At 66.0% G+C, this 13,552-nt stretch carries 11 protein-coding genes; 6 read left to right on the forward strand and 5 right to left on the reverse strand.

Features of this window, described 5'->3' with window-relative positions; all coding sequences use genetic code 11:
- Position 1 precedes the first annotated feature (1 nt).
- Complete coding sequence (locus tag GGQ90_RS09875) at positions 2-805, reverse strand: transporter (RefSeq protein ID WP_188082119.1); 804 nt, start codon at positions 803-805, stop codon at positions 2-4.
- Between the two features lie 105 nt (positions 806-910).
- Between GGQ90_RS09875 and GGQ90_RS09880 the strand changes: the two genes are divergently transcribed.
- The 3 genes from GGQ90_RS09880 to GGQ90_RS09890 are packed head-to-tail and all read left to right on the forward strand — an operon-like array spanning position 911 to position 5,426.
- On the forward strand, positions 911-2,002 hold the full coding sequence (locus tag GGQ90_RS09880; protein WP_188082001.1) for an FUSC family protein: 1,092 nt from the start codon (positions 911-913) through the stop codon (positions 2,000-2,002).
- Between the two features lie 50 nt (positions 2,003-2,052).
- Positions 2,053-4,848, forward strand: coding sequence for a DNA polymerase I (gene polA / locus GGQ90_RS09885; protein WP_188082002.1), 2,796 nt, complete (start codon positions 2,053-2,055; stop codon positions 4,846-4,848).
- Positions 4,849-4,859: 11 nt separating this feature from the next.
- On the forward strand, positions 4,860-5,426 hold the full coding sequence (locus GGQ90_RS09890; RefSeq protein WP_188082003.1) for an SMI1/KNR4 family protein: 567 nt from the start codon (positions 4,860-4,862) through the stop codon (positions 5,424-5,426).
- A 33-nt stretch (positions 5,427-5,459) separates the two neighbouring features.
- Here the strand turns inward: GGQ90_RS09890 and GGQ90_RS09895 are convergent, their stop codons facing one another.
- From GGQ90_RS09895 to GGQ90_RS09905, 3 genes are all read right to left on the reverse strand, one after another.
- On the reverse strand, positions 5,460-5,741 hold the full coding sequence (locus GGQ90_RS09895) for a TFIIB-type zinc ribbon-containing protein (protein WP_188082004.1): 282 nt from the start codon (positions 5,739-5,741) through the stop codon (positions 5,460-5,462).
- A 2-nt stretch (positions 5,742-5,743) separates the two neighbouring features.
- The gene (locus tag GGQ90_RS09900; protein WP_188082120.1) at positions 5,744-6,436 is read right to left on the reverse strand and encodes a Bax inhibitor-1/YccA family protein; all 693 of its coding nucleotides are present in this window, start codon (positions 6,434-6,436) and stop codon (positions 5,744-5,746) included.
- 251 nt (positions 6,437-6,687) lie between these two features.
- Entirely contained in the window at positions 6,688-7,449 is a 762-nt protein-coding gene (locus tag GGQ90_RS09905) for a MerR family transcriptional regulator (protein ID WP_188082005.1), read from the reverse strand.
- A 97-nt stretch (positions 7,450-7,546) separates the two neighbouring features.
- Between GGQ90_RS09905 and cysS the strand changes: the two genes are divergently transcribed.
- Both cysS and GGQ90_RS09915 read left to right on the forward strand, forming a co-directional pair.
- Positions 7,547-9,049: a cysteine--tRNA ligase gene (gene cysS / locus GGQ90_RS09910; protein WP_425506109.1), complete on the forward strand. Its 1,503-nt coding sequence runs from the start codon at positions 7,547-7,549 to the stop codon at positions 9,047-9,049.
- A 63-nt stretch (positions 9,050-9,112) separates the two neighbouring features.
- On the forward strand, positions 9,113-12,001 hold the full coding sequence (locus tag GGQ90_RS09915) for a CHAT domain-containing protein (protein ID WP_188082006.1): 2,889 nt from the start codon (positions 9,113-9,115) through the stop codon (positions 11,999-12,001).
- On the opposite strand, the gene GGQ90_RS09920 is transcribed toward GGQ90_RS09915, so the two are convergent.
- A complete protein-coding gene (locus GGQ90_RS09920; protein ID WP_188082007.1) occupies positions 11,982-12,995 on the reverse strand; it encodes a 2-hydroxyacid dehydrogenase in 1,014 nt (337 codons plus the stop codon). The two genes, GGQ90_RS09915 and GGQ90_RS09920, sit on opposite strands and share 20 nt — an antisense overlap.
- 153 nt (positions 12,996-13,148) lie before the next feature.
- Here GGQ90_RS09920 and GGQ90_RS09925 point away from each other — a divergent pair, with 153 nt between their 5' ends.
- Positions 13,149-13,514: a Rap1a/Tai family immunity protein gene (locus GGQ90_RS09925; RefSeq protein ID WP_017502598.1), complete on the forward strand. Its 366-nt coding sequence runs from the start codon at positions 13,149-13,151 to the stop codon at positions 13,512-13,514.
- Positions 13,515-13,552: the final 38 nt, after the last annotated feature.

A 13,552-nucleotide genomic window follows, 5' to 3' on the forward strand; every position in this document is an offset into this window, starting at 1 on the left:
GTCAGAACCGCCTGACCACGCCGACATAGAGTTCGGCGTCGGGGCTGTCATGATTGAGGCCCAGATTGGCGCCGGCATCGAACTGCATGTCGTCGCCCGCCTGCCAGCCCAGCGACAGGCCAGCCAGCGCCTGCGTGGCATGACCGTCGGGATCATCATCGCGCATCAATGATGCCTCGATCGATCCGGACAGGCTATCGCTGATGTCGAAGCCCAAGCCGGCGACGCTGCCATAGGCCAGATGCCGGCCATCGCCGTCCTCATCGACCGCCGCATCCACTTCCGGGGTCGCCAGCAGGCTGAAACCCTGCCCCAGATCATAGCTGATCGGCACCAGCAGCCCGGCGCCCCAGTCGCCCCCGCCGATCGCATCGCCGCCGGTCGGCAGGCTGGCATAGGGCATGACCGCGATCGAGAAGCCCGAACCGTCCGGATTGCGCAGATTCTGCCGCAGCGCGACGCGCATGTCGCCAATGCCGCTGTCCTTCTCGACCGCGCCGGTCACCCGATCGCGCGTGCGCACATGACCAAAGGCGCTCCAGCCCAGTTGCGCTTCCATGCTGTCGGTCAGACCGATGCGCAGCAGCGCGTCGCCGAAGTTCACAGTATCGATACGGCTCTCCGCATCCTGCTCGCGCGTCCAGTCGCCCAGCCCCAGTTCGGCCTGAACCTTGCCCGGCGCCATGGTGCAGGGCGGTGTATCCAGCCCCGGTCGGTCGGCGCAGAATTCCCGTTCGTCCTGCGCCCGCGCCACGCCGCCTTGCGTCGCCATCGCCAGCAGCATCACCGCGCCCCATGCCCGCATCACATGCCGTCCCCTTCCCAATCTGTTTCCAGCGCAACAAAACGGATAGGAAGCAGCAAATATCCCCCGCTGGCCTTTGCCGTCCCACTGCGGCACTAAGTTTCTATGCCGCGCCCCTTTTCCTCGCTGCTCGACCGCGTGACGCCGCGCACCATCGATGAACTGGAATGTGCGCTGTCGGTGCTGGGCGCGATCCTGCTCGCCCATCTGCTCGGCGCCACCCATGTCTCCTGGGCCGCCTTTGCCGGCTATATGGTGATGCGCGGCCATGCCGCCGAGACGCTGGCGCGCGGCGTGCTGCGGATTGTCGGCACGGTCGCCGGCGGCCTGATCGCGCTGGGCAGCGCGCCCTTCATTGTCGACTACTGGCCCGCCGCCGCCGCGGCGCTGGCGCTGATGGGGACGATCAGCCTCTATGCCGCGATCACCTCGCGCCGCTCCTATGCCTGGCTCTTCTTCGGCCTGACCTATGCGATGGTCGTGCTCGACAAGATCGAGCATCCCGCGATCGCCCTGCCCGAATTCGTCCAGACCCGCGTGCTCGAAACGCTGGCCGGCATCGCCGCCAGCCTGATCGTCAGCCTGGCCTCCACCCTGACCCTGCGCCGCCGCTGGCCGGCCAAGCGCACGCCCGCCGCGACCGGTGCGGGCTGGCACGGGGATTCGCTGCGCCACGCGCTGCAAGCCGGCGTGGCGCTGGCGCTGCTGGTGGCGCTCAATGCCTGGATCCCGGTGCCCGCGCTGGCGCAGGGCGCGATCATGATCATGGCGGTGATGCTGCTGCCGGTCACCGGCATCGGGTCGAGCGGCCTCGCCCCGGTCAGCCAGCGCATCCTGCAACGGATGATCGGCTGCATCGGCGGCGCCTTGTTCGCCGCCTTCTTCCTGGTCGCGGGTGCCGACAATATGGCGCTGCTGCTTGGCGCCACCGCGATCGGCGTGATGCTGGGCCGGCATCTGGAAAATGGTGATCCGACCCATCGTTATGTCGGCACCCAGTTCACCCTGGCGGTGCTGGTGATGCTGGTGCCCGACCGTTACGACCAGCTGGTGCTGGAACCGGGCGTAGAGCGGCTGATGGCGATCTTCATCGGCATGGCCGTGCTGATGCCGGTGCTGCTGGTCGGCCATCTGCTGAGCGGTCGGCACGCCGACGACGCGACCGCCCCGACCAGCGGCGAGAGCGGCAGGGTATAAGCGGCGGCGGGCACTGGAGCGGCGGGCCAATCCCCGCTATCCCCTGCCCCATGTCTCAGCAGAATCATCTCTATCTGGTCGACGGCAGCGGCTATATCTTCCGCGCCTATCACCAGCTTCCGCCGCTCACCAACCAGCATGGCCAGCCGGTCGGCGCGGTCTATGGCTATACCACCATGCTGTGGAAGCTGGCCGAGGAGTTGGGCAAGGCCGAAGGGCCGACCCATCTGGCCGTCGTGCTGGACAAGGGCAGCCACACCTTCCGCAACGACATGTATGATCAGTATAAGGCGAACCGGCCGCCCGCGCCCGAGGATCTGGTCCCCCAGTTCCCGATGATCCGCGACGCCACCCGCGCCTTCTCCCTCCCCTGCATCGAGGAAGCCGGGTTCGAGGCAGACGACATCATCGCCAGCTATACCCAGGCCGCCGTGCGCGCCGGCTGGCATGTCACCATCGTCAGTTCCGACAAGGATCTGATGCAGCTGATCCAGCCCGGCGTCGACATGTACGACACGATGAAGAATGAGCGGCGCGGCGCCGACTATGTCATGGGCAAGTTCGGCGTGCTGCCCGAGCAGCTGGGCGACGTGCTGGCGCTGATGGGCGACAGCGTCGACAATGTGCCGGGCGTGCCGGGCATCGGCCCCAAGACCGCGGCCAAGCTGATCACCGAATATGGCACGCTGGAAGCGGCGCTGGACGCAGCCCCTTCGATGAAGAAGTCGAAGATGCAGGAAAACCTCATCGCCCATGCCGACATGGCGCGCCTGTCGCGCCGGCTGGTCGCGCTGCATGACAGCATGGACCTGCCCGAGCCGCTGGACGATCTGACCTTGAAGGGCATTCCCAAGGAACCGTTGCAGGCATTCCTGTCGCATCATGGCTTCAAGACCCTGCTCAACCGTCTCGGCGCGCCGGCCGCTGCCGTCGCTGTCGCCAGTGCCGTCGCAGCGGCCAGCGCCGACGCGCCACCAGCGCCCCCGGTGGTCGAGGTCGAGCATCCTCCGATCGACTGCGCCCTGTATGAAACCGTCACTACGGTCGAGGCGCTGCAAGTCTGGATCGACGAAGCCCGCGCGCTCGGCGTGGTCGCGGTCGATACCGAGACCGACGCGCTTGATTCGATGGAATCCGGCCTGGTCGGCATCAGCCTGTCCACTGGGCCGGGCCGCGCCTGCTACATCCCGCTCGCCCATCGCTCCGCCGACGACATGTTCGGCGAAGTGCCGCAGCAGATCGCGCTCGACGACGCCATCCGGTTGCTCAAGCCCCTGCTCGCCGACGATGCGGTGCTCAAGGTCGGTCATAATATCAAATATGACCTCAACGTCCTCGCCCGCGTCGGGCTGGAGGTGACGCCGATCGACGATTCGATGGTGATGAGCTTCGACCTCGACGCCGGCAAGTCGCTGGGCGGCCATGGCATGGACGAGGCGGCGAGCGTCCACCTCAACCACACCTGCATCAGCTTCAAGGACGTGACCGGCACCGGCAAGAAGGCGATCAGCTTCGCCCATGTGCCGCTCGACAAGGCCACCGCCTACGCCGCCGAGGATGCCGAGGTTACCTGGCGCCTGTGGCACAAGCTGTCGGGCCGCCTGCCGGCTGAAGGCGCGACGCGGGTCTACCAGTTGGTCGATCGGCCGCTGATCCCGGTGGTGGCCGGCATGGAACGGCAGGGCATCAAGGTCGACCGCGAAGCCCTGTCACGCCTCTCGGGCAGCTTCTCCCAGTCGATCGCCGGTCTGGAAGCCGAAATCCACGAACTCGCCGGCCACCCCTTCACCATCGGATCGCCCCAGCAGCTGGGCGTCGTGCTGTTCGACGAAATGGGCCTCAAGGGCGGCAAGAAGGGCAAGAGCGGCACCTACTCCACCGACGTCACCGTGCTGGAAAAGCTCAAGGCCGAAGGATCGGCCATTTGCGGGCTGGTGCTGGAGTGGCGCCAGCTTTCCAAGCTCAAGTCGACCTATACCGACGCGCTGCAGCAGCAGATCAACCGCGACACCGGCCGGGTCCATACCAGTTACTCGCTGACCGGCGCCCAGACCGGCCGCCTGTCCTCGACCGATCCCAATCTGCAGAATATCCCGATCCGCACTGAGATCGGCCGGCAGATCCGCCACGCTTTCGTCGCCGAGCCGGGCAATGTCATCCTGGCGGCGGACTATAGCCAGATCGAACTGCGCCTGGCCGCGCACATGGCCGATGTCCCTGCGCTCAAGGATGCGTTCGAACAGGGCGAGGATATTCATAACCGCACGGCCATGGAATTGTTCGGTGAGGTCAATCGCGACACGCGCGGCCGCGCCAAGACGATCAATTTCGCGATCCTCTACGGCATTTCGCGCTGGGGCCTGGCCGGTCGGCTGGAAATCAGCGCCGACGAGGCGCAGGACATGATCAGCCGCTATTATGAGCGCTTCCCCGGCATCAGCGTCTATATCAACGAGACGCTGGAAAAGGCGCGCGCCAACGGCTTCACCGAAACCCTGTTCGGCCGCAAGACCTGGTTCCCGCGCATCAAGGCACCGGTCCAGCACGAACGGCAGGGCGCCGAACGCGCCGCGATCAACGCGCCGATCCAGGGCACCAGCGCCGACATCATCAAGCGGGCAATGGCGCGCATGGGCCCGGCGCTCGAAGCTGCCGGCCTGCCCCGCGTGCGCATGCTGCTGCAGGTGCATGACGAACTGGTGTTCGAACTGCCCGAAGCCGATGTCGAGGCCGCCAGCAAGGTGATCCGCCAGGTCATGGAAAGCGCCGCCGCACCGATGATCAGCCTGTCCGTGCCGCTGGGCGTGGAAATCGGCACCGGCCCAAGCTGGGGCGCGGCGCACTAAAGGTTGATGCCATGTGGCGCTGGCTCAAATCCAAATTACGGCTGCCGCGCAACGCAGAGGCAGAAGAAGCGGCAGCGCAAGCACGTGCCGCTTCTTATCTGCAAGATGGCGCCACGCCAAAGCAATGGCTTCGCACCGCGTGGGCCGGCGGCGAGTTTTATGAGCCGCCGCCATCGGACGCCTGGAGCCAAATAGAGGCGCTTGAAGAGCGGTATGGCATCCGCATACCCGAGGATTTCCGTGACTATCTTGGCGATGTCGCGCCGAATGAAGACTTCATGGATGATATCGGGGTCACATGGTGGTCGATCAAGAACATCAAGAATATCCCGGACGAATGCCCGACATCGCCGGGCGATATCAATCCTCTGATAGAGGAAGAATCAGACAAATATCTGATATTCTCGGATTTTTTGATCTGGTGTTACGCATGGTCGATTTGCTGCTCCGAAGGAGAAAACCGGGGCAAGATCGCGCTTATTGGTGGATCGCCGGATTGCTTTGTCGCGGATGATTTCCGCCAATTTGTCGCGCTCGAACTCGCAGATTCGATCACTATCCATACAAGCCACAATTGAAAAAGGCCGGCCCCATCTGGACCAGCCTTTTTCTCAATCGAACAGCTCTTCCAGAAAGCTCTTCCTGCGCTTCTTCGGATAGCCCCGCCCGTCGTCGCGATATTCGCGGTCCGGGCGGTAGCTCATCTGGGGCGTGGCGGGGGCCGGGGTCGGCTGGGCGGAACGCTCGATGATCTTGTCGAGTTCGCCCCGGTCCAGCCAGACGCCGCGACATTGCGGGCAATAGTCGATCTCCACCCCCTGCCGGTCGCTCATGTGGAGCCCCACATGGCAAACCGGGCAGAGCATGGCCGACACGGTGGCCTGATCCCGCATGCTTATTCGCGCTCGCCGGTCAGGCTCAGCAGCATCTGGAACAGGTTGACGAAGTTGAGGTAGAGCGACAGCGCGCCCATCACCTGCATCTTCTGCGCCACCTCATGGCCGGCATAATAGAAATATTCCGACTTGATGCGCTGCACGTCCCAGGCGGTGAGGCCGGTGAAGACCACCACGCCGATGATCGAGATCACCATCGCCATGGCCGACGAGCCGAGGAAGATGTTGATCAGGCTGGCGACGACGATACCGATCAGGCCCATCATCAGGAAGCTGCCCATCTTGGTCAGGTCACGCTGGGTGGTATAGCCCCAGAGCGCCATGGCGAGGAACATCACCGCCGCCGAGAAGAAGGCCTGGGCGATGCTGCCGCCGGTGAAGACCAGGAAGACGCTGCCCAGCGACACGCCCATGACCGCCGCAAAGGCGTAGAAGGCAGTGCGCGCGCCAGCCGTCGTCATCTTGTCGATGCGGAAGCTGAAGAAGAAGACAAAGGCCAGCGGCGCGAAGATCGCGACCCACTTCAGCGGCGTGCCGAAGATGGCAGCGGCCAGCACCGGGGTGTTGCCGACCAGGGCGGCGACCAGGCCGGTGATGACCAGGCCGATGCCCATGTTGCGGAAAACGCCGAGCATGTGCGCGCGCAGGCCAGCATCGGTCTGCGCCGTCTGGCTGGCACCATAGCCCGGCATGCGTACGGGATTGTTCACGGCTTCACTCACTCCATCATAAATGTGGTTCGAGTGAGCCCGGTGCGGTCTCCTGCGGCAAAAAGAGGGGGGAATTGCCACAAAACCTGCACCGGGCGCACCCGATGCGGTCCGACATCGCGACTTGGATCAAGGGGGAAGAGATCCATGTCGCCAGAGGGGCCCGGTCCGCACAGCCAATATCGGGTCGCCGGGACGATCGCGCAAGGCGCCACCGCCCAAGCAACAATTTATTACATTTGCCGCGCCGCCCCGACGCTGCGGATGAAGTCCCACACGGCCGATGCGAAGGGCGGCGTCCGCTCCTCCTTCCATTCTTCGATATGGTCGTACATGCGCGTCACTCCTTCCATCATCGCCGGCGTGGCGATGGCGGTGAAAGGCGCGAGCAGCGCCTGCCATTCGTCATAAAAGGCCCCCGCCGCCGCGCTCGCCGGGTCGAGCGGCAGCGCCGCCTCGATCCGGGCGGTGAGGTCGGCCCATTGCGCGCTATAGGCCGCCTGGTCGAAATCGGCCGCCGTCCTGGGCATCGTCTCGGCAAAGTCGGCCTCGGCCCGGGCGCTGATATAGCGGCCACTGACCGCCTTCCATTCTTCTTGCATGGCCATGCTTTCTCCACTGCGGATCAGCGAGCAAAGGGTCGCGGCATCAAGCGGCTCGCCACGGTCGATGCGGGACAAGGCGGTTTCCAGATGGCTGCGCGCCTGCGCCCGTTCCTGCGCCTGCGCGTCGATCGCCGCGATCTGCGCGCGCAGCAGCGCGCCAAGGTCGATCGACCGGCCGTCGAACAGCGTCTTGATCTGGGCGAGGCTCAGCCCCGCGCGCTTGAGCGCCAGCAATTGGTGCAGATGCGCCAGTTCGGCCGGGCCGAACAGGCGCCGCCCCGACGCGGTGCGCAGCGGCGCGACAAGCCCGCGCGCCTCATAGAAGCGCAGCGCCCGGCTGGTGAGGCCGGTGGCGCGGGCGACGGCGGCAATATCCAATATATCGGTCATGCCCCCTGCTACCGCTTGACCCAAGGTCAAGTTCAAGCATTTTTTTGAGGGGCACGCCCCGTTGACGATCGCGCCGTCTCGCGACATGGCTGGCGCCATGAGCCAAGACCAGCATAGCGACGCGCCCCTGCGCCTATTCAACAGCCTGACCCGGTCGATCGAGCCGTTCGCGCCGATCGAGCCCAACCATGCGCGCGTCTATAGCTGCGGCCCGACCGTCTATAATTATGCCCATATCGGCAATCTGCGCGCCTATGTGTTCGTCGACACGCTGCGCCGGACGCTGCTGTGGAAAGGGCTGGACGTCACCCAGATCATCAACATCACCGATGTCGGCCATCTGACCTCGGATGCGGACGCCGGCGACGACAAGATGGAGGCCGCCGCCCGCGCCAGCGCCAAGAGCATCTGGGACATTGCGGCCCATTATACGCAGGCGTTCAAGGCCAACATCGCCGACCTCAACATCATGGCGCCCAGCGAATGGACGGTCGCGACCGACTATGTGCCGCAAATGATCGAATTTGCGCAGAAGATCGCGGACGCCCATTGCTACGAACTGGAGAGCGGCCTCTATTTCGACAGCTCGACCGTGCCCAATTATGGCGCGCTGGCCGGCGGTCGCGACGATGCCGCCCATGCCCGCATCGACCCGGTGGCGGGCAAGCGCAACCCGAGCGACTTCGCCATCTGGCGCAAGTCGCCACCAGGCGAGCAGCGCCAGATGGAATGGGACAGCCCCTGGGGCAAGGGCGCGCCGGGCTGGCATCTGGAATGCTCGGTCATGAGCCAGGCGCGCCTGGGCCAGCCGTTCGACATCCATACCGGCGGCATCGACCATCGCGAGATCCATCATCCCAACGAGATTGCCCAGAATCAGGCCTATTGCGGCTGCACGGATGCGCAGCCCGACTTCACCGGCGCGCGCTGGTGGATGCACAATAATTTCCTGGTCGACCGGCAGGGGAAGATGTCGAAATCGAAGGGCGGCTTCACCACCCTGTTCAGCCTGGTCGATGCCGGCGTGCATCCGATCGCCTATCGCCTGCTGTGCCTGGGCGCCCATTATCGCAGCGAGCTGGAGTTCAGCGCCGACAATCTGGCCGCCGCGCTGACCCGCCTCAAGCGGCTGGTCATGGGCGTCGAGGGGCTGAAAAGCCGGGCCGAGGGGATCACCTGGCAGTCGGTGACGCTCGATTATCTGCGCGCCAATCTCCACCCCAAGCTGGTGCCGCTGCTGGAACAGTTCGACGCCGCGATCGCCGACGACCTGATGACGCCGCGCGCGCTGCCGCTGCTGGAGGAAGCGATCGCCATGAAGAAGGTGCCGGTGGACGAGAAGCTGTGCCTGATCGCCGCCTTCGACCAGGCGCTGGGCCTGCGCCTACTGGACCTCACCCGCGCCGAGTTGCGGGTGCAGCCCAAGGATGCGCAGATCACGCCCGAGGAGATCGAGGCCGAACTGGAACGCCGCACCGCCGCTCGCGCCGAGAAGGATTTCGCCCTGTCGGACGAGATTCGCGACGCGCTGATCGCGCGCGGGGTCGAGGTGATGGACGGCGATCCACTGCGCTGGGACTGGCGCCTGACGCTGGCCTGATGGCTTGACGCCGTCCCGGGTTCGACCCAAGACGGTATCGGGTCGAGAAAAGTGGGGCGCATCATGCTGTTTTCCGCGCGCGCGGGCGCGTTTCTGCTGGCCTTGGCCGGCCCCGCGCTGCTGCCCGCTGCCGCCGCCCCGCCGCCCGCCTTCCGCACCGATGATCCGCGCTATGCCCGGCTCTACGCGCTGGAGGACAAGGCCGACGCGCTGTTCGAGAGCGACGATTATGCCCTGTCCATGTCGCAGAAGACGCGCGACGCCTGGACAGCGCTCGAAACGGCGGCATCCCACAGCAAGGTGCAGGGTCAGGCCCATCCGTTGGCGGGCGTCGCGCTCATCAACCTGTCGTCGATGGACCAGATCGACGGTCGCAACCCCGACGCGCTCGCTCATGCGGACCGCGGCCTTGCCCTGCTGTCGCCTTTCCGCGACGCCTATCCGATCTACTGGATGCAGGGCCTGTCGATCAAAGGCTATGTCCAGGTCACGCTGAACCAGATCGGCGCCGGGGTCGAGACGCTGGCCGAAGCGAGCCGCTATATCGACGGCTATTTCGCCCGCACCGATCCCAAGGCGCTGGATGAATCGGCGATGATGCTGAAGTCCAACATCGCCTTTGCCCATGCCCAGGCGCTGTCCCGCCTCGGCCGCAACAGCGAGGCGGTCGAAGCGCAGCGCCGCAGCATGGAGGCACGGGTCGCCGCCAGCGGCCAGAACAGCGCGGACGCGGTCGGCGCCTATTATATGTATGCGCAGATGCTCTCGCGCGCGGATCGCGATGCCGAGGCGGAAATCTATGCCCGTCTGGCGGTGGATACCGCAACCGACCATGTCGATCGCAAGCACCCCAATTATGCCCGCGCGCTCGAAGCGCTCGGCCTGCTGCTCTCGCGCACCGGGCGGCGCAGCGAAAGCCTCGCCTATCTGGAACGATCGATCGCGATCAAGCGCGAGACCAGCGGCACGAAGAGCCTGGCCTTTGACTTCGCGCTGCAGAATCTCGGCAATCTGCTGCTGCCGCTGGAACGCTATGACGAGGCGGAGCCGCTGTTCCTGGAGGCTGAGCGCGGTTTTCGTGACATCGAAGGTGACACCAGTCCGCAGTCCGCACGCGCGTTGGCCTTTGCCGGCGTCGCCGCCTTTGCCCAGGGACGCAGGGATGAAGCGATCGGCCGGCTGCAGACCGCACTGGCGCGCGGCCGCACCGGCAGCGCCGAGGATCGCGACATGGGGCAGCGCGTCTATCCCTTTCTGATCCCGGCGCTGATCCAGGCCGGCCGGATGGACGAGGCGCGCGCCGCCGCCGCCGATTTCGACCGAGAGACCCGCCAGCTCGACAATCTGCCCGGCTTCGCCATCGCCAATGCCGGCATGCTGTCCGCCTGGGCTAATGGCGGCGACAGCGTCGATGCGGCCTGCCGGCTGATCGCACTGCTGCGCACCAGCCTCAGCCTGCAGGAGGACGGCGCCCTGACCGAGGATCAGCGCGCCGCGCTGGACAGCGTGCTGGCGATCGCGACACAGGCGCGCGACGCCGGGCTGGGGATGGACGCGATGGCCCTGCTTGCCGGATCAGGCATCGTCCAGGCCAATCATCTGGTCGCGCAGCGGATGGTGGACGACCCCGCACTGGGCAACCGGGTCCGCGCGCTGCAGGACCGGACCCGCGCGCTACAGTCCGCCGACAGCCTGTTGCTGCAGGCGCTCGCCCGCGACGAAGGCGTCGCCGCCGCACGCGCCAGCCGTGCTACGCTCGCCAAGCAGGTCGATGCCGACCGCACCGCGATCGCCCATGACTTCCCCCGATGGCTGGAGGCGCGCGGCGGCGCCCTGCCCGACCTGACATCGCTGCAAGCCAATCTGGCGGCAGACGAGGCGCTGCTGGCGGTGACGCCTGCCTTTGACGGCGTCTATATCCTGGCCGTCAGCCGCGAACGGACCGCCATCATCCGGGCGCAGGAGACGCGCGCCGATCTGGTCGGCCGGATCGCGCGATTGCGCGCATCGCTGAGCGCCACCGGCTTCGACCAGGAGGGCGCCCATATCCTCTACACCCAGATCTTCACGCCCGATGTCCAGGCCGCGCTGGGTAAGGCGCCGCGCCTGCGGGTCGTGCCGACCGGCGCTTTCGCCGCCCTGCCCTTTGCCATGCTGCCGCAAAAGCCGGTGCAGCATATCGACCGGAACACACCCTGGCTAATCCGGCGCCATGCGCTGCGGATCGACAGCGGCTTCCGCCCGGTCGTGCCGCAAAAGCTGGCGGCGCAGGATGACCGGATGCTGGGTATCGGCGCGCCCCTGCCCTTTTCGCAGGAAACGCAGGCGATCGCCCTCAAGCAACGCGGCGGCGGCGCGGCCACGCTGGCGCAACTCCCGCCCCTGCCTGGATCGGCCGCGGAATTGCGATCGGTCGCGCGCTATTTCGGCCCCGATCACGCCCGGCTGCTGATCGGCGCGAACGCCAGCGAGGCGATCCTGCGCACCAGCGATCTGCGCCCCTATTCGGTGATGCTGTTCGCCACCCACGGGCTGGTCGGCGGCCAGATGGAGGGACTGGACGAACCGGCCCTGCTGCTTTCGCCCCCCGACACGAATTCCGGCAATGACGGGATCCTGACGGCATCGGAAGTAGCGCAGATGCGGATCGGCGCCGACTGGGTGATCCTGTCCGCCTGCAACACCGCCGCCGGCAGCAGCACCCAGGCGCCGACCTATTCCGGCCTCGCCCAGGCGTTCCGCTATGCCGGCGCGGGTGCGTTACTCGTCTCGCACTGGCCGGTGCGGGACGATGCCGGCACTTTCATCACGGTCGAGACGGTCAAGGCCAACCGGCGCGGCGTCTATCGCGGGGTGGCGCTGCAACGGGCGATGCTGAAGCTGATCCGGTCCGGCAAGCCGGACGCGGTGCAGCCCTATGTCTGGGCGCCCTTCATCCTCGTGGGGCAATAGCCGCTTGCCGATCGACCCGGTTGGCGAGCGGACGACCGGCGGCAAAATCGCTGATATTGGCCATCGTCGTCTCGGCGATGCTGGCCAGCGCCTCTTCGGTCAGGAATGCCTGATGGCCGGTGACCAGCACATTGGGGAAGGTCAGCAGCCGCTGGAACAGGTCATCCTCGATGATCTCGTTGGACAGGTCCTCGAAGAACAGGTCCGCCTCCTGCTCATAGACGTCGAGCGCGACACCGCCGATCTTGCGTGACTTGAGCCCCGCCACCAGCGCCTGCGTGTCGATCAGCGCACCACGGCTGGTATTGACGATCACCAACCCATCGCGCGCCCGGCCGATCGCGTCGGCATTGATGATATGGCGCGTATCGGGGGTCAGCGGGCAATGGAGCGAGACGATATCGACCTGTTCCAGCAGGTCGCGTGGCGACACGTAGCGCACGCCCATCGCCAGCAGTTCGGGATCCTGGGCCACATCGCTCGCCAGCACCTCGCAGCCAAAGCCCAGCTTCAGCGTGCGGGCGACCAGCGCGCCGATCCGCCCGGTGCCGATCACGCCCGCCACCCGGCCGTGGAGGTTGCGGCCGATCAGCCCGTCGAGCGCGAAATTATTTTCCCGCACCCGCGCCCAGGCGCGATGGATGCGCCGGTCGAGCGCCATCAGCAACGCGACGGTGAATTCCGCAACCGCATGGGGCGAATAGGCCGGCACCCGCACCACCGTCAGCCCCAGTTCCGCCGCCGCGACCAGATCGACATTATTATAGCCGGCACAGCGCAGCGCGATCAGTCGCGTGCCGCCCGCCGCCAGCTTGGCCAGCACGGCCGCGTCCAGCCGGTCGTTGACGAAGACGCAGACCGCCTCGAACCCTTCGCCCAGGCTCGCGGTATCCGCGTCCAGCCTGGGTTCCAGGAAATGCAGTTCATGTCCCTGATTGGCGGCCGACAGGAAATGCCGGTCATAGCCCTTGGTGCCGAAGATCGCGATGCGCATGGCGCCATAGTGCCCGCCCGCCAGCCATCGTCAAGCTGCGGCCTATACTGAGCCAGTCCGTTTCGCATGTCGGCCAGTCCGGTTGGACAGGCTATCGCAAAGACGGCACTTTGCGTCGCATCCTCAACGATCCGATATGAGTGCCCCGCCCCCATGTTTGCGCTTCTGCTGGCGATCGCCGCCGCGTCATCGAGCAAGGTTCCGCCGCCGCCGCCCGCATCGGACGAAGGCGGCATCTACATGTTCGAGACCGGCACCAGCCTGCTCGCCAAATGCCGCAACAAGGCGCCGGAATATAAGCTGGCCTGCACCGCATACATCGCCGGGGCGACCGACGGCATCCGCAAGGAAATGTTCCTGGGCCGTGCCCGCACCGTCTGCTGGCCCAAGCGGATGGCGGCCGAGGATGTGAAAAGCACGGTCGTCGCCTATCTGGAGCGCTACCCCGACCAGCGCGGCGCGGCGGCGTCGGCGCTGGTCAGCATCGCCCTCAATGATCGCTATCCCTGCCAGAAATAAAGCCGCTCGATCAGTCTGATCGATAGTATCCTTGCGCA

This window comes from Sphingobium scionense (assembly GCF_014197035.1).
GTDB lineage: Bacteria > Pseudomonadota > Alphaproteobacteria > Sphingomonadales > Sphingomonadaceae > Sphingobium > Sphingobium scionense.